The 20,457-nt window shown below is 65.2% G+C and carries 21 protein-coding genes and 1 pseudogene; 6 read left to right on the top strand and 16 right to left on the bottom strand.

Annotated elements, in window-relative coordinates:
• The 5 genes and pseudogenes from AC1DIM_RS11625 to AC1DIM_RS11605 all read right to left on the bottom strand — a co-directional run.
• A pseudogene (locus AC1DIM_RS11625) lies at positions 1-282 on the bottom strand (amino acid permease); the annotation flags it as partial.
• 72 nt (positions 283-354) lie between these two features.
• On the bottom strand, positions 355-1,287 hold the full coding sequence (locus AC1DIM_RS11620) for a glutaminase (protein WP_477710636.1): 933 nt from the start codon (positions 1,285-1,287) through the stop codon (positions 355-357).
• The gene (locus tag AC1DIM_RS11615) at positions 1,284-2,882 is read right to left on the bottom strand and encodes a PucR family transcriptional regulator (RefSeq protein WP_477710635.1); all 1,599 of its coding nucleotides are present in this window, start codon (positions 2,880-2,882) and stop codon (positions 1,284-1,286) included. Before AC1DIM_RS11615 ends, AC1DIM_RS11620 begins: the two co-directional genes overlap by 4 nt.
• Positions 2,883-3,052: 170 nt before the next feature.
• Entirely contained in the window at positions 3,053-3,241 is a 189-nt protein-coding gene (locus AC1DIM_RS11610; RefSeq protein ID WP_477710634.1) for a nuclear transport factor 2-like protein, read from the bottom strand.
• A gap of 25 nt (positions 3,242-3,266) precedes the next feature.
• Positions 3,267-4,205 (bottom strand): LysR substrate-binding domain-containing protein, encoded by a 939-nt coding sequence (locus tag AC1DIM_RS11605; RefSeq protein ID WP_477710633.1) that lies wholly within the window; start codon positions 4,203-4,205, stop codon positions 3,267-3,269.
• Between the two features lie 240 nt (positions 4,206-4,445).
• Here AC1DIM_RS11605 and AC1DIM_RS11600 point away from each other — a divergent pair, with 240 nt between their 5' ends.
• The 3 genes from AC1DIM_RS11600 to AC1DIM_RS11590 all read left to right on the top strand — a co-directional run bounded on the left by AC1DIM_RS11600 (position 4,446) and on the right by AC1DIM_RS11590 (position 7,971).
• Entirely contained in the window at positions 4,446-5,564 is a 1,119-nt protein-coding gene (locus AC1DIM_RS11600) for a PrpF domain-containing protein (RefSeq protein WP_477710632.1), read from the top strand.
• Positions 5,565-5,576: 12 nt separating this feature from the next.
• Positions 5,577-7,025: an SLC13 family permease gene (locus AC1DIM_RS11595; protein WP_477710631.1), complete on the top strand. Its 1,449-nt coding sequence runs from the start codon at positions 5,577-5,579 to the stop codon at positions 7,023-7,025.
• A 283-nt stretch (positions 7,026-7,308) separates the two neighbouring features.
• Positions 7,309-7,971 (top strand): maleylpyruvate isomerase family mycothiol-dependent enzyme, encoded by a 663-nt coding sequence (locus AC1DIM_RS11590; protein ID WP_477710630.1) that lies wholly within the window; start codon positions 7,309-7,311, stop codon positions 7,969-7,971.
• A 14-nt stretch (positions 7,972-7,985) separates the two neighbouring features.
• Here AC1DIM_RS11590 and AC1DIM_RS11585 read toward each other — a convergent pair whose 3' ends face one another.
• Both AC1DIM_RS11585 and AC1DIM_RS11580 read right to left on the bottom strand, forming a co-directional pair.
• A complete protein-coding gene (locus AC1DIM_RS11585) occupies positions 7,986-8,324 on the bottom strand; it encodes an ArsR/SmtB family transcription factor (protein WP_477710629.1) in 339 nt (112 codons plus the stop codon).
• A complete protein-coding gene (locus tag AC1DIM_RS11580) occupies positions 8,321-8,785 on the bottom strand; it encodes an SRPBCC domain-containing protein (RefSeq protein WP_477710628.1) in 465 nt (154 codons plus the stop codon). Before AC1DIM_RS11580 ends, AC1DIM_RS11585 begins: the two co-directional genes overlap by 4 nt.
• A gap of 220 nt (positions 8,786-9,005) precedes the next feature.
• Between AC1DIM_RS11580 and AC1DIM_RS11575 the strand changes: the two genes are divergently transcribed.
• A complete protein-coding gene (locus AC1DIM_RS11575) occupies positions 9,006-9,947 on the top strand; it encodes an SRPBCC family protein (protein WP_477710627.1) in 942 nt (313 codons plus the stop codon).
• 72 nt (positions 9,948-10,019) lie between these two features.
• Here the strand turns inward: AC1DIM_RS11575 and AC1DIM_RS11570 are convergent, their stop codons facing one another.
• The 9 genes from AC1DIM_RS11570 to paaZ all read right to left on the bottom strand — a co-directional run bounded on the left by AC1DIM_RS11570 (position 10,020) and on the right by paaZ (position 19,310).
• Positions 10,020-10,388: a hypothetical protein gene (locus tag AC1DIM_RS11570; RefSeq protein WP_477710626.1), complete on the bottom strand. Its 369-nt coding sequence runs from the start codon at positions 10,386-10,388 to the stop codon at positions 10,020-10,022.
• Positions 10,389-10,643: 255 nt separating this feature from the next.
• Complete coding sequence (locus AC1DIM_RS11565) at positions 10,644-11,975, bottom strand: MFS transporter (RefSeq protein WP_477710625.1); 1,332 nt, start codon at positions 11,973-11,975, stop codon at positions 10,644-10,646.
• Positions 11,976-12,149: 174 nt separating this feature from the next.
• Complete coding sequence (locus AC1DIM_RS11560; protein ID WP_477710624.1) at positions 12,150-12,941, bottom strand: enoyl-CoA hydratase/isomerase family protein; 792 nt, start codon at positions 12,939-12,941, stop codon at positions 12,150-12,152.
• A gap of 98 nt (positions 12,942-13,039) precedes the next feature.
• Positions 13,040-14,281, bottom strand: a complete 1,242-nt coding sequence (paaE, locus tag AC1DIM_RS11555; protein ID WP_477710623.1) for a 1,2-phenylacetyl-CoA epoxidase subunit PaaE — start codon at positions 14,279-14,281, stop codon at positions 13,040-13,042.
• A gap of 9 nt (positions 14,282-14,290) precedes the next feature.
• Positions 14,291-14,824 (bottom strand): 1,2-phenylacetyl-CoA epoxidase subunit PaaD, encoded by a 534-nt coding sequence (gene paaD / locus AC1DIM_RS11550; RefSeq protein WP_477710622.1) that lies wholly within the window; start codon positions 14,822-14,824, stop codon positions 14,291-14,293.
• A gap of 5 nt (positions 14,825-14,829) precedes the next feature.
• A complete protein-coding gene (paaC, locus tag AC1DIM_RS11545) occupies positions 14,830-15,744 on the bottom strand; it encodes a 1,2-phenylacetyl-CoA epoxidase subunit PaaC (RefSeq protein ID WP_477710621.1) in 915 nt (304 codons plus the stop codon).
• A complete protein-coding gene (paaB, locus tag AC1DIM_RS11540; protein WP_477710620.1) occupies positions 15,741-16,067 on the bottom strand; it encodes a 1,2-phenylacetyl-CoA epoxidase subunit PaaB in 327 nt (108 codons plus the stop codon). Before paaB ends, paaC begins: the two co-directional genes overlap by 4 nt.
• On the bottom strand, positions 16,064-17,089 hold the full coding sequence (paaA, locus tag AC1DIM_RS11535) for a 1,2-phenylacetyl-CoA epoxidase subunit PaaA (RefSeq protein ID WP_477710619.1): 1,026 nt from the start codon (positions 17,087-17,089) through the stop codon (positions 16,064-16,066). The genes paaB and paaA overlap by 4 nt, the downstream gene beginning before the upstream one ends.
• 109 nt (positions 17,090-17,198) lie before the next feature.
• The gene (gene paaZ, locus AC1DIM_RS11530; protein ID WP_477710618.1) at positions 17,199-19,310 is read right to left on the bottom strand and encodes a phenylacetic acid degradation bifunctional protein PaaZ; all 2,112 of its coding nucleotides are present in this window, start codon (positions 19,308-19,310) and stop codon (positions 17,199-17,201) included.
• A 139-nt stretch (positions 19,311-19,449) separates the two neighbouring features.
• On the opposite strand from paaZ, the gene AC1DIM_RS11525 reads away from it, so the two are divergent.
• Together AC1DIM_RS11525 and AC1DIM_RS11520 are read left to right on the top strand one after the other, a co-directional pair.
• Entirely contained in the window at positions 19,450-19,896 is a 447-nt protein-coding gene (locus AC1DIM_RS11525; RefSeq protein ID WP_477710617.1) for a PaaI family thioesterase, read from the top strand.
• 84 nt (positions 19,897-19,980) lie between these two features.
• On the top strand, positions 19,981-20,451 hold the full coding sequence (locus AC1DIM_RS11520) for a hotdog fold thioesterase (protein WP_477710616.1): 471 nt from the start codon (positions 19,981-19,983) through the stop codon (positions 20,449-20,451).
• Positions 20,452-20,457: the final 6 nt, after the last annotated feature.

Genomic DNA, 20,457 nt, shown 5'->3' with positions numbered 1-20,457 from the left:
GTGCAGCACCAGTTCGCCGAGGGCCCGGAGGATGAGGAACGCGAAGAACCCGCAGACGGCGTAGGCGATGACCAGCGACGGCCCGGCGGCGTTGAGGCGGCCGCCGGCGCCGAGGAACAGGCCGGTGCCGATCGCGCCGCCGATGGCGATCATCTGGATCTGCCGGGGCTTCAGGTTCTTGTGGTAACCCTTGTCCTCCGCATGGAGGGACGTTTCGGAGGCGTGCGCGTGACCGCCGTCGGCCTGGTTCACTACAACCTCGTCATTGGGGTTGATGGGCATGGTTGATCCTTTCGATACGGAGAAGATCCTGCTGGGTGGGGAAGAAGTTGTGGGATTTGCAGCTCGTGCAGGTCAGAAAACAGACCAGCCGGTGCGGTCGGAAAGGTCGGCGAGAGCCGCGGTGCCGGCAAGGGAGTTTCCTTTGGCGTCAAGCCGCGGGCTCCAGACGCAAATGGCACATTCACCTGGAACGATGACCAGGATCCCGCCGCCCACGCCGCTTTTTCCGGGAAGGCCCACGCGGTAGGCGAACTCGCCGGCGGCGTCGTACATCCCGCAGGTCAGCATGATGGAGCCGATGCGTTTCGCGTCGCTGCGGGACACTACGGTTCCGAGCGATCCGTGGCCGTCCATGGCGAGGAATAGTCCGGCTTTGGCGAGTTCCACGCAGGACATCATGATGGAGCATTGGCGGACGTAGTTTTCCACCACTGATTCCGCGGGATGCTTCAGGTTGCCGAAGTCCTTCAGGAAGTGCGCCAGGGCCAGATTGCGGCAGCTGCTGGAAAGCTCGCCGGCTGCGACCGCCTCATCGATGAAGGGTCCCGTGCTGGCCGCCTGGACGGTGAGGAACCGCAACACCTGGGTGGCGGCGTCGAACGTTTCTTCCATCAGATGATCGGTGACCACCAGGGCGCCGGCGTTGATGAAGGGGTTCCGCGGGATGCCGTGCTCCAGTTCCAGCTGGACCAGGGAGTTGAACGAGGTGCCGGACGGTTCGCGCAGCACGCGGGACCACAGCGTTCCTGAGCTGTCGCCTTGAAGGGCCATTGCCAGCGTGAACACCTTGGAGATGCTCTGAATGGAAAACGGGACGTCGGCGTCGCCGGAGCTGAACACCTCACCGGAAGTGGTGGCGACGGCGATCCCGAACCTGTCGAAGGGTACCGTTGCCAGGAGGGGAATGTTGGCCGGGACAGAACCGTTTTCCCGCTGTGGCCTGTGGCTGCGGACGATGTCGTCCAGTACTGCGTCCAACGGCGGTGCTATGAGTGCTGTGGTCATTTCCTGCCCAGTTGTTCTTTAGGTGTGCTTGCCCATTCCTGGATGTGGAGCAGGGCCACCAGCGAGTCTCGCGGGTTGCCGAAGTTCAGGCCGGTCACCCGTGCCGCCTTGCTGATCCGGTAGTAAACAGTGTTCTTGTGCAGCCCCATCCTGCTGGCGCACTCGGCGGCATCGAGCGACGCTTCGAAGTACACGTGCAGGGTTTCCGCGAGTTCTGCGTCCTGCCGGAGCAGGGCGGAAAGACTGCGGTGGCGGAATGTGGAGGACGTGAAATTCTGGACCGCCTCGCGGAAGAGGATCTCCCCCTCGAAGTCGTCCACCGTGGCAACGCCCCTGACCGGAGACGTTCCCACACACCTCAACAGGGCTTCGGTGATGCGGGTGGTCGTGTGTAGGGACAGAAGATCCGGGGCTACTGGACCGACGGCTGCGAAAGGGCTGATGCCGAGGTGCTTGCCGGCATCGCGGACGATGGACTCGGCCAGGCTCCGCAGCCCGGGTTCCGCGGAGGTTGATTGCAGGCCAGGGACAATTACGGCGGTGTCGCCCTTGAACTGGCCCACGACGGCGGACGCTTTGTAGGCGGCGGCGTGGATGGACGCCAGGTTGGCGAGTTCGCCGTGCTTCAGTGCTGCGTCGTCGGCTTGGGCTTCGGAATCGGGCATTCCGATCAGGATCAGTGCGGCCGGGCGCTCAGCGGAGATCTTCTCGCTGTGAGCGCTGGCCGCGGCTTCCGCCGAACCTGACAGGATCCGCACAATGCGGTCCTCGCGCATGTGCACAGACTGCTGGTTGCGGTGACGGATCAGCTCGGCTGAGGCCCGCGCCGCAGATCCTTTCAGCACATAATCAACGTCCGGGCCGAAGCCGTCCCCGGTTTCCTGCAGCCAGATGTAGCCCATAATCCGGTCCCCGGCGAACAGTGTGATGGCCACTCGTTCCCGCAGGCCGTCCTGGGGACGGGCGGGTACCCGCACCGGCAGCCGCGTCCGGTGCAGTTCACGGTAGGCGCCCAGGTCCTTCAGCAGGAGCTCGTATTTACGCGGACCGCGCCGGGCCAGGATGGAGGCCTTGCGCAGCTCGTCGATGTCGTTCGAAACGGTGGAGTATGCGAGCACTTTGTTGGCGGCGTCTTCGATGAGCACGTGGCTGGATGAGAGCCTGGCGGTGGTCTGGGCGATGGCAAACAGGTCCTCTTCCAGCAGCGTCAGCACTTCGCTCTGGTAGCTGCGCGGCTGGATGCGGTCCTTGGCAATAGACAGCAGCCGGTCCCAGTCAGCCCCCGGTTCCACCAGGAGCAGGCCCGTGCCGGCATCGCGAAGCAGTTCTTCAGCTTCGGTGAGCTCTTCACGCCTACCCTTGACGGCCACCACCGGCGGAGGGTTCTTCAAGAGCCGCCGCAGCGCGGGCAAAGCCGAGCGGCCGCGGACGCCGATCAGCAGAACAAAGGCCCCGCCGCCGTCGGCCGTCTCATCATCCGCATCCACTATCAGAAACCGTTCGATCGCAGAGCGGGCAGGGGAAGGCCCGAGGATGAGGCTTGCGAAACCCAGAGGGAGGTCCGAGAGGATGTCGTCCACCGTAACGGCTGCCATGGGCTTCCTTCTGCGTCGGTCCGACCGGACGGCTCTGTCCGGTTAACTCATGCTATCGACGCCGGCTCCCCCAAAATATGTAAAGGAACCCAAAGGCAGTGGCAGCTTTTCGGTTGGCTGACCAAGTTGTGACTGTGCAGGGCCGTGTATAGCGAATCTGCCCCCTGGCGTCAGGCCCAGAAGTCGGAGGCCCGGGCCGTGTCCTCCTGGAACTCGTTGACCTCGGTGACCTTCCCGTCTGACAGCGTGAAGACGATGACGCCGTGTTGCTCCATGGACTGGCCGCCGCTTCCGCCGACGCGCCACACCGCATCGGGGGCGAAGAAGTCTTTGAGCGTTTCTACATCGCCCGAATCCATGGCGTGCGGGCCCGCCGTTGGGCCCCTAGAGGTAATCGCCGACGTGTTCCCGGGCGATTTCCAGGAGGGTTGAATGGAAGGCGACCTCGGCCGGGGCGTAGACCTTGTCCTGGCGCTGGGCCAGTAGAACCCGCCGCATGGGGGCGGCAGCACCGAGGCTGATGACGCGCACGTCGGGGTGCTGGAGGGCCACCGCAGTTTTGGGCACCATGGCCACGCCCATGCCGACGCTGACCATGGCCTGCGCCTCCTGGTAGTCGTTGGCCAGGAAGCCGATGGCCGGCTCGAATCCGGCGTCGTGGGCGGAGCGTTGCAGGACCTCGACCACGGGGTGGGCCTCAGCGCGGACTATCCAGGACTCCTTCCGCAGCTCCTCCATCTTCACCTCATCCCGGTCGGCGAGCGGATGGCCTCGGGCCACGAGGATTACCGTGCTCTCCTGGAAGACCTCCGTGATGCGGATGGAGTCGTCGTGGAACCTGTTCCAGGGATAGTCCCAGAGCAGGCACAGTCCGGTGACGCCGGACTGGAGGTCTGAGACGAGTTCGTCAAAGCGCGCACTGCGCACCGAGAGGCCAATGGCCGGGTACCGCTTCTTGAAGGCCCGGATGACAACGGGCAAAAATGATCCGGCGAGGGTGGGGAACGTACCCACGGTCAGGGATCCGCGCCTGAGTCCGGCGATCTGGTCCAGGTCCGATTGCGCCGCCCGCATCTGACCGATGATCCTGCGGGCGTGCCCGGCCAGTACCTGCCCGGCCTCCGTGGGCACCACCCCCCGGGAGCGGCGGTTCAGCAGGGGCTGCCCCACTTCCTGTTCGAGCTTCCGCAGCTGCTGGGAAACGGCCGACGGCGTGTACATCATCAGGTCAGCCGCAGCGGTGATGGACCCCTGCTCCACGACCTCAACCAGCAGGGCCAGGCGGCGGATGTCGAATAAATCCCGGGTCTCATCGTGAAGCAAAACTTCACCCTTCTGTTTGATTGGTTCATTCTATGCAGCTGTGCATGGATCGGCGCGTTCGTAGGGGTATTTGCTGGTGACTTTCGACCCGCCAATCGATCCCTGGTACCGAGCTGACAATGATTGAAGCTTCTCTACATACTCCCTCACAAATTGAACATTGTCTTCATATGTGATCCGGCTCATTCTTTTATCAGGCCCCTGAACAGAATGCGCGGCCCGAGAGATGTGGCAAAGACAATGAAGATAGAAGCTGAATGGATGCGCGGAGGCACCAGCAAGTGCTGGGTCTTCGAAACGGAGCACCTGGACCAGACCCGCACCAGCCTGGATGAGTTGCTTCCCCGGCTGTTCGGGAGTCCCGACCACCGGCAGATTGATGGCGTTGGCGGGGCAACGTCCACCACCAGCAAGGCCATGATCCTTCGGCGGCCGGCCGATGCGGATGTCGACGTCGAATTCACCTTCGCCCAGGTAGGCATCGAAGAGGCCGCGGTGGACTGGGGCAGCAACTGCGGGAACTGCTCCGCGGTGGTGGGGCTTTACGCAATCGAAAAGGGGTGGGTGGTCCCCCGCGGAGTCGTCACCCGGATCGTCACCCGCAACACGAACACCGGCCAGATCATCATCCAGCGCGTCGCCACTCCTGCTGGGGCCCTGCCCATCGTCCCGGACGCGCAGATGCCCGGGGTCGCGTTTCCGGGCTACCGGGTGGGACTCGGTTTTCAGGACCCGGCCGGCAAGACCACGGGAAATCTGCTGCCCACCGGCGCCGCGACCGACACGATATCCGCAGGCGGAACGCGCTGGACTGTATCAATGGTCGACGCCGGAGCCCCGGTAGTGATCGTCCGCGCCGAGGAGCTTGGCCTTGACCCCGCGCGGTACGACAGCTGGGCAGCCGGGGTGGAACTGCAGCTGGAAACGCTGGAGCACATCCGCCGCCAAGCTGCCGTCCGGATGGGGCTGGCACCCACCGTTGCCGCAGCTGCCCGCGCCATCCCCAAACTCGCGATCGTCGCCTCCCCCGCCCAGCCGGACCCGGACGGCGACGTCAACGTCATGATGCTCTCGATGGGCAAGCCCCACCCGGCACTGGCCATCACCGGGAGCATCGCCCTGACTCTCGCCGCACGGACCCCCGGCACCGTACTGAGCAGCATGACCGGCGACAGTCCGCGGACCACGCTGCGGCTGCGCACTCCCGCAGGGGTGATCGAGACCTGGAGCGAGGACCGCGACGGGACACTCCTGGTCGGCGTCGACCGGACTGCCCGCACCATCGCCACCACCGTCATCCACCTTCCCGAGGCCCTCGGCAGCGCCGTCGAAGCCTCCCTGGCATCAGCCACTCAATGAGGAGCCAAGATCATGACTAAAACTATCTACCAGCCTGCTTCCGAAACAGAGAACGATATCCGGGACGTCCCCGCCCAGCGTCCCAAGCGCCGCCGCCGTATCCTGCTGATAGCGGTAGCCGCGACCGCGATCCTGGGTCTGGTCGCCCTCGTGTTCGGGGGTGCCATCTTCAACCCGGCAGCCACCCCGGAATCGGAGCCGACCATGACCGCCACCCAGATCATCCCCCTGGTCATCCTGGTGGCGATATTCGTCGTCGCCACCAAATGGCCGCTGAACATCGGAGTGATGGGCCTGGTGGCGTCCTTCGGCGTCGGGTACTTCATGCTCGGCATGAGCGACAAACAGATCCTCGACGAGTTCCCCGCCAGCATCGTCCTGACGATCATCGGCGTCACCTACTTCTTCAGCATGGCCCAGCGGAACGGGACCATCAACATCATCGTCCAGACCTGTGTGCGCCTCGTCAGGGGCAAGACGATGCTGCTTCCCTGGGTGTTCTTCCTGATCGCCGCCGCCCTGACCTCGCTGGGCACCTTCTCCCCGGCAGCCATCGCACTGCTGGCACCCGCGGCCATCGGATTCGCCTACGAGTCCCGCATCCACCCCGTCCTGATGGGCGCCTTCATCATCAACGGCGCCCACGCCGGCGGCTTCTCCCCGCTTTCCGTAGCCGGCGTGCTGGTCCACGACATCTCGGTCAAGAACGGCTTCGCCATCGACCAGGGCTCGCTCTTCGCGGCCAGCTTCGCCCTGAACCTCATCCTCTCCGCCCTCACCGTGGCCCTGTTCGCCCTCCTGGGCAAGCTGCGCGACGCAAAAGGCGGCCAGCACGCCGAGGTGGACACCTCGCGGACGGGCCGTCCCCACGGCCAGCAGATCCTCACCCTGGCTTTGATCGGCGTGATGCTGGTCTGCACCCTGGGCTTCCACATGCCGATCGGTTTTGTGGCCCTCGCCGCCGGCCTTCTGCTGGCATTCGTGAACATCAAGGAACACCAGACCTTCATCGGCGGAATCTCCTGGTCCACCGTCCTGCTGGTGGCCGGCATGATCACCTACGTCTCGCTGCTCCAGCTCGTAGGCGTCATCGACACCCTGGCCGAGCAGGCCCTCGCACTGGGCGCACCCCTGCTCATCGCCCTGGTCCTCTGCTACGTCATCGGCGTCGGCTCGGCCTTCGCGTCCTCCACCGCACTGCTCACCGCGTTCATTCCCCTCGCCGGCCCGCTGCTCGCCACCAGCTCCCTCAGCGCCTCAGGAACCGTCGCCGCCCTCGCCATCGCCGCCACCGTAGTTGACGTCTCCCCGTTTTCCACCGACGGAGCACTGGTAGTCGCCAACGCCCGCCCCGACGACCGCCAGCGCGTCTACAAGCAGCTCATGGCCTACGCCGGCGGCGTGGTGCTGGTTGCCCCGGCCTTGGCCTGGGCCCTGCTGGTACCAACCGGCATCATGTAGCAAGTCCGCCCAGTATTCGAACCCGCGTGTTAATAGGAACCCGCCTATAGCGGCCCGCCGGCATCAGCTGGCGGGCCGATTCCCGCATTCACTAACTTCCAGGTCCATCCGCTCGCGCAGACGCCTTCGGGACCGTAGATGTGCTTACCTTTGCTCTGACCTGTGGTTTCCGGGACAGCATTTGTCGGCAGAATGCTGGGCCTCGACCCGGAACTGACGTACTCTGGCCGGAGCTCAGCGGCCGGAACACGAAGCGGTGCTGCCGGGTCCAGGAGGGCATGACATGAATGAAATCGATGCTTTGATCGATACCGAACGGACCCGCCTGCTCGACGTACTGGAAAAGCTGGACAACGAGCAGTGGAACGCCGCCAGCCTGTGCGCCGGCTGGCGCGTGCGGGACGTCGTCGTCCACCTCCTCATGCCGTACCACCTGTCGGTGCCGCGCTTCATCAGCAAAATGGCGGCCGCAGGATTCAAGTTCGACAAGATGGCTGACCGGTGGGCGACCGGAGACACCCGGCCGAATGGACAAATACTGGATGCCCTTCGCGCCACGAAGGAGGGCCGTTTCGGCATTCCTGGCGCCCCGCCCGAAGCTCCGCTGTGCCACTTGGTCATCCACGCCGAAGACATCTACCGCCCTCTCGGTATCCGCCACACCATCAACCCTCAAAGCGCCAACATCGTCCTGGAACAGCTCACTACCCCGCAGGCCCGGCGCTCCCTCAAGCCCGGCCTGCTCGACGGGCTCGCCTTCTCCGCACACGACACTGGCTGGAGCTACGGCACCGGCCCCGAAGTGATCGGCAGCGCATCCGCACTCATCTCAACAATCGCCTGCAGGGCAGCAGCAACCGACGAACTCACCGGTGACGGAGCCGCCCAAATCCGACGGCGGGCCCTCCCGGCATCGGCCCAGGGCGGCGAGCCCACAACATCCTGACCGTCCGGGAGGGGTCAGCCTTCACGACTGTGCTGGATTGCTTCTGCGATGCCCTTGATGCGCTGCAGCCTGGCGTCCCACGTGGCCCCGACCGACGACAGTTGCGCGACCGCTCGGGCGAGCTGGGCCTGGCTCACCTCGTAGATGCGCTCCCGTCCCGAACTCGTGACGTGGACCATTCCGACGCGCTGGAGTACACCAAGGTTTTTGGCGACCGCCTGCCGCGTGACCGGCAGCTGCCTACTCAGCGTGGTTGCTGTGCCGCCGCCGTCTGTCAGCAGCAGGTCGAGCATCCGTCGCCGGGTCGAATCCCCCACCGCCGACCAGAGCTCGTCGTCGACGGTGACGCTCATGGCGCCGCTACCAGCCGGGCGACATAGCCAACGAGTCGGGGCAGGAAGTAGTCCCAGCCGCGGACATGATCCCGGTAAGTCTCCTCGAGCACGGCCGCCTCCCAGCCCTTCTCCCGGAACCCTGTCTCGGTAAAACGCAGGAGTGTGCCCGCCTCCGAAGGGATCAGGTCAAACGTCACGAGAAGCGAGTTGGAGGACGCCGCAGTCTCACCATCGCCGTGCACCCACCGGAAGGAGAACCGGCGGGACGGACTGGCTTCCACCACCGTGAGCGTGACGATCTTTGCCCCTGGCGCGGAACTGTCGCCAAACGTGATGACCCCTGCCGCCCCGGGCACAGGTTCAAGGTCCGCATCATCCGGCCACCACTCCCGCAGGTGCTCAGGCGTGGTGATGACCTGGTACACCACCTCGGGCGTGGCCTCGATGTGGAGCTCCCGTTCGATGCTGCCGTATTCCATCGTGCTCTCCTGACTATTAGCAACCTTTTGTTGCACATGACTATAGGGCACCGTTCCCGCATGTGCAACGATTGGTTGCGCTTCCAACTCGCCCCCAGCGAGTCAGCCTGCTCCTATCCGCCCGGGGTTGACTTCGAGGCTGACCCGGACGATATGCTAAGCATGCTGATGAATTGATTACGTCCTTCATTAGTCCGGTTCTACTCTCGAAGGAGATGTTATGAGCACGAAGGTCGAAAAGCGCATTCTGGTAAACGTACCGGTGAGCACCGCATACAACCAGTGGACGCAATTTGAAGAATTCCCGCACTTCATGGGCGGGGTAAAGAGCGTGAAGCAGACCAGCGATGACCGGCTGGAATGGGTAGCGGAAATCGCTGGAGTCCGCAGGCAGTGGACCGCGAAGGTTCTGGAGCAGATTCCCGACAGGAAAGTTGCCTGGGCCGCCACGGAAGGTGCCACCAACGCGGGGGCAGTGGAGTTCGAGGACGTCGGCGGCGGACAGACTTCGCTGCGGCTTAGCCTCGAATACGATCCCGAGGGCATCATCGAAAAGATTGGCGACAAGCTGCACGTCGTTGACCGCCAGGCCGAAGCTGACCTGCAGCGCTTTAAGGAATTCATTGAGGATGCAGGCTACGCCAGCGGCGCATGGCGTAAGTCCGTCAATGAGGGCGCAGCCGTAGGCACCCCCGGCGTCGAGGATGCCGGAGCCTCACGCGGGGACTCGGGCAAAGCCGGCATCTCCGGCAAGATGGCTGCTGCGGCCGGAGTGGCCGCAGTTGCAGGCGCTGCCGCGGCCATGAAGGCGGGCAGCGACAAGGACGCAGCCGGGACCCGCGACGTGACCGTGACCCCTCCGGTGGAACCGCTAACAGTCGCGCCCACGCCGATACAGCATGTACCCACGGATTCGGTTTCCAGCACGACGGCGGCGGGCGGCGTCGGGACAGGCGTCGGCACGGGTTCCGCGGCTGGCTCCGCAGCCGTCAGCACAGATCGCGCGCCGGGGCATCCGTTCGACCAGACCAACGGCTTGGTCGACGTCGAGGGTGAGTCCRACGAAACCGCTGATGGCGAGCTCCGGAGCGCGGCCGAGCGGCGCGAGGAGCACGAGACCGGGACGGTTCCTCCGCTGCTGGGCGGCAACGTCCAGCGCTGACCATCCACGCGATTCCCATCCGCGGCCACGGCCCCGTTCCCGCACTGCCAGTGCGGGAACGGGGCCGCTCTCTCACACCCGTTGGCCGGCGTCGGACGGATTGATCAGCTCCACCAGCATGGCAACCAGCGCTGCGGGGATCAGGAAGTATCCGGCCAGAACGCCCCAGGTGCCGTCCGCAAACTGCAACGCCAGCCCGCCAACCACCACCGCGGGCAGCGCCGTCAGGACTGTTACCCATCGGGGCGACTGCCGCAGCCAGGCCCACACTGCGGCACCGGCAAAAGTGAGGGATCCGAGCAGCACCAGCCGGTGCCCCACGGGGTAGGTGGGCGGCTCGACGAGAAAGGTGAACACGTCCGCCAGTCCGCCGGCCATAAACACCGCCGCTGCAAGCACCAGCAGGGCCCACAGTCCATCCCGCCACCGGATCAGGTTCATGAAGCGAACGTAACCCATGCTGCCCGTTTCCCGTGCCGCCGTCGAACGCTCTTTGACGGAAGCCCCCACGCGAGATGAACTCGAGCGCGGGGGCTTCCACGGTTTCGTTGGGGGGCCCGAAACCGAGACAAATCTACCGGCTTCGAACCGGCACTCAGGCGGACACAGGCTGCTCTGCCGGAATCTTGACTGAACCTTGAGCCCGCCGGCGGGGATGGTGCCCGATGGAGCTATACCCCGCCGGGCGCCAAGGTATCAGTGGTGACTAACACCCAGCGGTCGGCCTTTTGTCTCCTTGGCGAGCACAACGCCGATGGACGAAATGACACAGAGGATCATGATGTAGATGCCAATGGATCCGGTCCATTTGGTGCTCTGAAGCAGCGCCTCCGCGATGGTGGCGGCGAACGCACCGCCCAGGATCGCACCGAATGCGTAGCCGATGGAGATGCCCGAGTAGCGGACGTTGGCCGGGAACATTTCGGCGTACATGGCGGACATCGGACCGTAGGACAGGCCCAGGCCGATGGTGAGCACGAACAGCGCCACGCCGTAGAGCACAATGTCCTTGGTGTCGATCAGGGCGAACATCGGGATCATCCAGGCGAAGACGATTGCGTAGCCGATCAGGAAGGTCTTGACCCGGCCGATCTTGTCGGAGAGCCAGCCTCCCACGAGCGTGAAAATCAGCCATCCGAAGGAAGCCAGGGTAGTGGCCAGCAGGATCTGAGCCACCGGCATCTTCAGTGACTTGGTGGCGTAGGAGATGAAGAACGCGATCAGGAGGTAGCCCGCGGCGTTGTTGCCGATGAAGATCATGGTGGAGAACAGGACAGCCTTTTTGTGCTTCCGGATGAGCTCGCCCAGCGGCGCCTTGCTCTCTTCCTTGCGGTCCTGCATCTCCTTGAAGACGGGGCTCTCGGCGACCGCCCGGCGGATCAGGTAGCCCACCACGATCAGCACGATGGAAAGCAGGAACGGCACACGCCAGCCCCACGAGGCGAAGTCTTCCTTGGACATGGACGTATTGAGGAAGTACAACAGGCCGGTGGCGAGGATCATGCCGACGGGGACGCCGATCTGCGGGTAGGCGCCGAACAGGCCGCGCTTGCTCATGGGAGCGTGCTCGACGGCCATCAGGGCTGCACCGCCCCATTCACCGCCGGCCGAGAAGCCCTGGATGACGCGGAGCAGGATCAGCAGGACGGGTGCCCAGAAGCCGATCTGGGCGTAGGTGGGCAGCAGGCCGATCAGCGCCGTAGCGGCGCCCATCATGATCAGTGTGAAGACCAGCATGGCCTTTCGGCCCAGGCGGTCACCCAGGTGGCCGGCGACGATGGCTCCCAGCGGGCGGAACAGGAAGCTGATGCCGATCAGGGCAAAGGACAGGATCTGCGCAAGGCCTGGGTTGGAGTCGTTCAGCGGGGCAAGGAACAGCGGGGACAGCAGCGTTGCTGTCAGCTGGGCGAAGATGAAGAAGTCGTACCACTCGATGGTGGTGCCCACGAGGGTCCCCGCGAGGACTTTTCGTTCCTCGTGCTTGCTGCTGGGGCCCAACTCTGAATCGACGTGTGAAGTTGCGGTCATTGGAACTCCATGGCTGGGGGCAGCGCTGCTGCCCGGAATGAGGGTCGAGAGATTTACTGATCGAACGTTCAGTTACCAAGATAGTACATGGATGTGTCGGGGAACACAGCTATAACTTTTTGAAGATCGGTACCCACGTGGAGGCGCGGCACTACGAAGCCGCGCCAGCGCAGGCTAGCGCGCGACCGTTCCGGTGAACACAGGTGTCCGCTTCTCCTGGAAGGCGCGGAAGCCTTCGGCGTAGTCCTCGCTCTTGCACAGCCGCGCCTGCTCTGCGTTTTCTTCGGCCATGGCGTCCCAGAGCCCCAGCCGCTGGTCGCGGATGTGCGCCACGAGTTCCTTGCTGGCGGTGAACGCACCCGTGGCACCCGCGGCAACCCGCGTGACAATTTCCCGCGTGCTGTCCAGCAGGTCATCAGCAGGCATGGCGCGGCTGAACATCCCCTGCGCCACGGCCTCGGCCCCGGAAATCAGCTCGGCCGTGTAGATCAGATCCAGCGTCCGGTGCATGCCAAGCCGCTCGGTGAAGTACCAGTGCCCGCCGGAATCCAGCGTGGCCCCGAGCTTGGCAAAGGGCGAGCCGAACTTGGCATTCTCGGCCACGTACACCACGTCGGTGGCCAGCAGCAGCCCCAGGCCCACGCCCAGGCACGCCCCCTGGGCCGCGGCGAACGTGGGCGCCGGGAACGCGCTCATCTTCTTCAGCAGCGGCTGCACCAGACCCGCAAGGTACGCCTCGGCGTCGTCGCTTTCCGGTGTCACGTTCTGGATGTCGCGGCCCGCGCAGAAGGCGCGGCCCTCTCCCCTGAGCAGCAGCGCCCGCACCTCACCGCGTGCGGCGGCGGCAGCGGCGTCGTCGTACGCCTGGGATAACTCCGCGAGTGCCTGCTCGTCGAGCGAGTTCAGCTTGTGCGGCGCGTCCAGGACTACTTCGGCGATGTTGTTGGCGATGGAAAGGGAGATCATGGGGCTCCTTAGTTGGTCCCCACCCGCACCCTAGCCTCGCAAGCTCGGCCAGGGAACCCTGCGGGCGTGGGCCCGAGTTGAAAAATTAGTAGGACTACTTAGACGTCGAAGTCGACCATGACTTCCTTGCTGGTGGGGTGGCTCTGGCAGGTCAGGACGTAGCCCTTGTCCAGTTCGTCCTGCTCCAGGGCGTAGTTCTCGTCCATGGTCACGCTGCCGGTGACCACCTTGGCGCGGCAGGTGCCGCACACTCCGCCGGCGCACGCGAACGGCACGTCCGGACGGACCCGCAGCGCGGCGTTCAGGATCGATTCACGGGCGTGCGTGGGGCTGGCCACCTCGCCCTGCAGGCCGTCCAGCTTGAACGTGATCTTGTACGTTTCCTTGGACTCGTCCACCAGCACCGGCCGGCCGGCGTGGCCTTCCGGACGGTCCGGCTTGCCCGAGGAAAACAGCTCAAACCGGACGTTGTCCGGGCTGACGCCGCGCTCAGTCAGGGTGTCCCGGCACAGCTGCACCAGCTCGAACGGCCCACACAGGAACCACTCGTCCACATCGTCCGCGTGGATGGCGGTGCCCAGCAGCTGCTGGAGCTTTTCGGCATCGATCCGGCCGCTGAGCAGCGGCGCGATCCGCTGTTCGCGGGACAGCACGTGGTGGATGGCGAGGCGCTGCGGGTACTTGTCCTTCAGGTCCGCGAGCTCCTCCAGGAACATCACGTCCATGGCGGCCTTATTGGCGTAGATCAGGTCGAACCTGCTCTCCTGATTGGCTGCCAACAGCGTGCGGGCAATCGCGATCACCGGAGTAATGCCGGAGCCCGCGGCGATGGCCACGAAGCTGGCCTCCCCGGTCGAAGCGATTTCCCCGGCCAGTTCCTCCGGGTGGTTCATGGAGTTCATCCGGTTCTGTTCCGTGGCCTTGCCGTCCCGGCCGTGCTTGGACACAAACGCGCCCATCGGGCTCATGACGTCCAGGGTGTCCCCGGTCTTCAGCTCGGCGTTGGCCCAGGTGGAGAACAGCCCTCCAAGGTCCTTCTTCACGGCGACGCGGATCTCGCTGCTGCCGTCCTCGAAGCTGCGCGGCTCGGCGCAGATGGAGTAGCTGCGGCGCACCTCATGCAGCTCGCCGGTCTCGTCCGGCAGTTTCGTGCGGAGGGCCACGTACTGGCCGGGCAGGTAGTCGAACTGGCCGGCGAGGTCGGCCGGAACATGGAAGGAGACTTCGATGGCGTCCTCGGTGAGCCGGCGCACCTCCTTGACGGCGAGCGTGTGGAAGGACGGACGACGGCGGCCGGTGGCCTGCGCCGATTCGGCGGCGGTCTGGCGGACAACAGGCATGGGGTTTCCTTACAGGACTTTGAAGTAGTCGAACGGTTCCTTGCAGTCCTGGCAGACGTACAGCGCCTTGCAGGAGGTGGAACCGAAGCGGGTGAGTTCCTTGGTGTTCAGGGATGAGCACTGCGGGCATTTGACGGCCATGGTCAGGCGGATGGGACCGGCGTGCCGGGCGGCGTCAGACTTGCCCGACGGCGGCGCGATGCCGTACTCCTGCAGCTTGGCCTTTCCGGCCGAGGTCATCCAGTCAGTGGTCCAGGCCGGGGCGAGCACCAGGTCCACGTGGACGCTGGGGTAGCCGGCCGTGGCGAACGCGGTTTTCAGATCGTCGCGGATGGCGTCCATGGCCGGGCAGCCCGAGTACGTCGGCGTGATGGTGACCCGGACTTCGGGGCCCGGCCCGCCGTCCTCGGCGTTGCGCTCCTGCGTCACCTTGACGTCCCGGAGGATGCCCAGGTCCGCGATGGTCAGCACCGGGATCTCCGGATCGCACACCGTGGCGGCAATGTCCCAAGCCTTCTGCCTCTGATCCACCTGTGTAGCCACGGCGGTCACCAGGTGGCTCCGGGATGCTCCCGGGCCAGCACCTGCATCTCCGCGAGGATATAACCCAGGTACTCCGAGTGCTTGCCGGTGCGTCCACCGCCGGGGGCGGCCGCAACCGCCGGCACCTCCAGCTCCGCTTCGGCCAGGATCTCCCCGGTCAGGCGGTCAAAGTCTTTCCTCAACGAGGAAGGCTCGACGGCGGCACCGGACGCCGCGAGGCGGCCGGTCAGCTCGTCGTCGCGGAAGAGCTCTTCCACGAAGGGCCACATCATCTGCAGGCCGTGGGCCATCCGGCGGCGGGATTCGTCCGTGCCGCCAGCCAGGCGGAGGACCCACTGGGCGCTGTGGTCCCGGTGGTAATCCACTTCCTTCACGGCCTTGGCTGCGATGGCAGCAAGGGTGGCGTCGGTGGACTCGGTGAGCTTGCGATACAGCTCGTACTGGTAGTAGCTCACCACGAACTGGCGGGCGATGGTGGCCGCGAAGTCGCCGTTGGGCTGTTCGAAGATCTGCACGGACCGGAACTCTGTTTCGCTGCGGAAGTACGCGAGCTCGTCCTCGGTCTTGTCCCAGGCGCCGCCGGCGTAGCTGAGGAAGGACCGGGCGTGGCCCAGCTGGTCCAGGGCGATGTTGCCCAGGGCGATGTCCTCCTCCAGCTCGGGTGCGCGGGAGATCCAGTGGCCCAGGCGCTGGGCCAGGATCAGGGCATCGTCGCCCAGGCGCAGCGCGAACTCAGCCACGTCCTCGGTGGGCCTGGCCAGGCCGGTGCGGACCTCCAGGGCGATGTCCTCGGGGCGGAGGGCGTTGCCCGGCGTGATCCGGGTGGCGCTGGCATTGCTGTCTCCGCCGGCTACACCGGTGGAGATGTCACCGTGGCCGTGCGTCTCGGCTGCTTCCGTGTTCGTTCCGGGGGCGCTCACAGGTGCTTCACCCCTTCGCTCTTGGTGTAGTACGTTGCGTGCCGGTAGTCCTTGCCCTGCGGCGACTCGAAGAACGAGCCCTTGGAGTCGGGATCGCTGGCGGCAATCGCGTCGGCGGGGACCACCCAGATGGACACGCCCTCGTTGCGGCGGGTGTAGAGGTCACGTGCGTTGCGCAGTGCCATGGCGGCGTCCGGCGCGTGCAGGGAGCCGGCGTGGACGTGGCTCAGGCCTCGGCTGGACCGGACGAAAACCTCCCACAGGCCCCAGGCGTTGCGGGTTTCGACAGGTTCAACCGGAGAATTGTTTACTGCGTCGCTCATGCTGCGTATTCCTTCGTCTTCATTGACTGTTTTGCCTGCTGTTTCGCCGCATACGCGGCGGCTGCCTCGCGGACCCAGGCGCCGTCGTCGTGCGCCTCCCGGCGGCGCTCAAGCCGCTGGGTGTTGCAGGGGCCGCGGCCCGCCAGGACCTCGTGGAACTCGTCCCAGTCGAGCGGGCCGTGCTCCCACTTCTTCGTGTCCTCGTTGAAGCGGATGTCCTTGTCCGGCAGCGTGAGCTCCAGGACCTTGACCTGCTCCATCATCATGCCGACGAAGCGGTTGCGGAGCTCGTCATTGCTGAAGCGCTTGATGTTCCAGGCCATGGACTGCTTGGAGTTGGGCGAATCGTCATCCGGCGGGCCGAACATCATCAGCGCCGGGGCGTACCAGCGGTTCACGGCGTCCTGGGCCATCTGCTTCTGCTCGGGCGTGCCGTGCGAGAGTTCCAGCAGGATTTCGAATCCCTGGCGCTGATGGAAGGACTCTTCCTTGCAGACCCGGACCATGGCGCGTCCGTAGGGGCCGAAGGAGGCGCGGCAGAGCGGCACCTGGTTGCAGATGGCGGCGCCGTCCACCATCCAGCCGATGGCGCCCATGTCCGCCCATGTCCGTGCCGGGTAGTTGAAGATGGACGAGTAGCGGGCCTTGCCGGCGATCAGCGCGTCCATCATGTCGTCGCGGGACTGGCCCAGCGTCTCGGCGGCCGAGTAGAGGTACAGCCCATGGCCGGCCTCGTCCTGGACCTTGGCCATCAGGATGGCCTTGCGCTTGAGGCTGGGGGCGCGGGAAATCCAGTTGGCTTCCGGCTGCATCCCGATGATCTCCGAGTGCGCGTGCTGGGAGATCTGGCGCAGGAGGGTCTTGCGGTACGCCGCCGGCATCCAGTCCTTCGGCTCGATCCGCGAATCGTCGGCGATCACGCGGTCAAAGTTTGCCTGGCCCTCAGCATCGCGCAGGGCAACGGCTTCCAGTTCTTCCGGGGACAGTTCAGCGGTCACTGACTGCAGATTCTGCACTGCCATGGTTGCTCCTCTAGCAAAAGGCCTTTCAAAGGCGCTCAATTATTTACCGACCGTTCGTTCAGTATATGGGCCGATATAGGGACGGGGCAAGTGACGCGGGCTTTTTTGTTCAGCCCTTTTCCACGAGGGTGAGGACGTCGTAGGTGGCCACGATCTCGTCGTTCTGGTTGGTCAGCACCGCGTCCCAGGCCACCTCGCCGTACTCGTCGGTTTCGCGCGGGGTGATCTTCTTGGCCGTCAGGGTGACACGGATGGAATCGCCGGCGGCCACGGGCGTGATGAACCTGAGGTTCTCAAGCCCGTAGTTGGCCAGGACCGGGCCCGGTGCCGGCTCCACGAACAGTCCCGCACCCCAAGCCAGGAGCAGGTAGCCGTGGGCCACAATGCCCGGGAAGAAGGGATTGGCCGCCGCCGCTTCCTGGTTGGTGTGGGCGTAGAAGGTGTCGCCGGTGGAGTTGGCGAACTTGGTGATTTCCTCGAGGGTCACCTCGCGCAGGCCGGAGCGGATGGCGTCGCCGATGTGGAGGGTCGCCAGCGGCTTCCGGAACGGGTGCTGGCCTTCGGTGTCGAGGGTGAAGTTGCGGTCCGCCCCGGTGTGCCACACCCCGGTGACTGCGGTGAGCATGTTGGGTGAGCCCTGGATGGCGGTGCGCTGCATGTGGTGCATGACCGAGCGGATGCCACCCAGTTCCTCGCCGCCGCCGGCCCGGCCGGGGCCGCCGTGGACCAGGTGCGGGACCGGGGAGCCGTGGCCGGTGGAGCTGCGGGCGTCCTCGCGGTTGAGCATGAGGACACGGCCGTGGTGGGCTGCGATGCCGGTGACGAGTTCCTGGGCGACGGCCGGATCGTTGGTGCAGACCGTGGCCACCAGGGAGCCGCCACCCCGGGCGGCGAGGCGGACGGCGTCGGGAAGGTCCTGGTAACCGATCACGGAAGCCACGGGGCCGAAGGCCTCCAGTGAGTGGATGGCCTCCGCCTCAGGGTTGTCCCAGCCGAGCACTACAGGTGACATAAACGCGCCACCCTCCACCACACCGGTGGTTCCGTCCGCAGAGGTGACCGACGGCGAATCGAGGGTTCCGTACGTCAGCTCACCGCCGGCGTCGAGCATTGACTGCACTGCGGCGCGGACGTCCGCGAGCTGCTCCAGCGATGCCAGGGCCCCCATGGTGACGCCCTCGGCGCGCGGGTCACCGAGGACAACGCGCTCCTGGATGCGCTTGCCGACGGCGGCGGTCACGGCAGAAACCAGTGCCTGCGGGACGATGGCGCGGCGGATGGACGTGCACTTCTGGCCCGCCTTGACGGTCATCTCCGTGACCACGGACTTGACGAAGGCATCGAACTCCGGCGTGCCCTCCACCGCATCCGGGCCCAGGATGGCGGCGTTCAGGGAGTCAGTTTCCGACGTGAACCGGACGCCGCCCGCCACCACGTTGGGGTGCGATTTCAGCGTCAGGGCAGTGGAGGCGGAACCGGTGAAAGCCACCAGGTCGCGGTAGTCCAGCACATCCAGCAGGCCCCGGACCGAGCCGGAAATGAGCTGCAGCGAGCCGGCGGGCAGGATGTTGGATTCGATGATCGCCTTCACCACTGCCGCAGCCACGTAGCCGGTGGGGGTGGCGGGCTTGACGATGGTGGGCACGCCAGCAATGAACGCGGGGGCCAGCTTTTCCAGCATGCCCCAGACCGGGAAGTTGAACGCATTGATCTGTACGGCGACGCCCGGAATGCGGGTGTAGATGTGCTCGCCGGCGAAGGACCCATCCTTGGACAGCACCTCCATGGGCCCGTCCACCACCACCTGCGAGTTGGGCAGTTCGCGCCGGCCCTTGGAGCCGAAGGTGAACAGCACACCAATGCCGCCGTCGATGTCGATCATCGAATCGATCTTGGTGGCACCGGACTGCGACGAGAAGGTGTAGAAGTGCTCACGCCGGGCGTTCAGGTACTGGGCCAGTTCCTTGAGCTTAAGCGCACGCTGGTGGAAGGTGAGCTTGCCCAGCTCAGCCTGGCCGGTGGTGCGGCCGTAATCCACGACGGCGGCCAGGTCCAGGCCGTCAGCGCTCACCTTGGCCAGGATTTCGCCGGTGCTCGCATCCCGCACGGGGACAGCGGAAGCGGCCGAATCTGCGTCGGGCGTCCACCACGAATCCTGCACAAAACTGGGAACGGTCTCTACGGTATCTACGGTGGCTTCTGCAGCTGCGGTGGTGGTCATCGTCGACGGGTCCTTCCAACACGGGGACAAAACGGCAGGGGCCAGGTGATTTACTGACCGTCCGTTCGGTAATATGACTACAGTACATTAATGCTGTGTGCTGCACACTGAAAGATCAATGCCGCACCAAGGAGAATCCATGAACGCCCCAGCCCAGAAGCATCCTCACCCAGCGCCGGAACTTTCCGAACATGAACTCTGGAAAATCACCCTCGGCGAACTCGACGAGAAGATGGGGGTCAAGATCGTCGAGGAATCGGTGGAGCGGGTGGTGGCAACGATGCCCGTCGAGGGCAACAGGCAATCGTTCGGGCTCCTCCACGGCGGGGCCTCCCTTGCCGTGGGCGAGGCCGTGGGCTCCTGGGCGGCCGTCATCCACGCAAGCACCATGGGCAAGACCGCGGTGGGCGTGGACGTGTCCGCCACCCACCACCGCTCCGCGAGGGCAGGCCTGATCACCATCACGGCCACACCCATCCACCTCGGCGGCACACTGACCACGCACGAGGTCCTGATCACGAACGCCGCAGGCCAGCGGCTCTGCACCCTCCGCATCACCAACCTGCTGAGGAAGCAGAAACACTAGCGGGCGACCGGCACTCTTGACACCGGCACCCCTTTTGGGATTACCTAATGAACATTCGGTAAATAAAGCTGGAGGCAATGACGCATGACTGAAGCAGCTCTCTCCGGGGTAACCCACCCCATCCTGGAAAATGACTACGCCTCCGAATGGATGGGCATCGAAGTCCTCGCCCTTACCGACGGCCACGCCACCATCCGCATGACCCTCCGGCAGGAAATGCTCAACGGCTTCGGCATGGCCCACGGCGGAATGATCTTCGCTTTCGCCGACACCGCCTTCGCCCTCGCCTGCAACCCCGTAAACCCGGGCCCCGGCGACGAAGGCAGCATCACGGTGGCCGCCGGCGTGGACATCAACTTCCTCAAACCGGCCTACCGCGGCCAAGTGATCACCGCCGTGGCGGACCGCCGGTCGAGTGCAGGGCGCAGCGGCCTGTACGACATCCAGATCTTCGCCGGGGACGCTGCGCAGCACCAGTCCCCGCTTGACGCCGGTCAGCCAGGCGAACTCATAGCCGAGTTCCGCGGCCGCAGCCGAACCATCCCCAAGAAGTAGGAAACC

The organism is Pseudarthrobacter sp. 01T43 (assembly GCF_056398665.1).
This window is presented reverse-complemented; position numbering and strand designations above follow the sequence as displayed.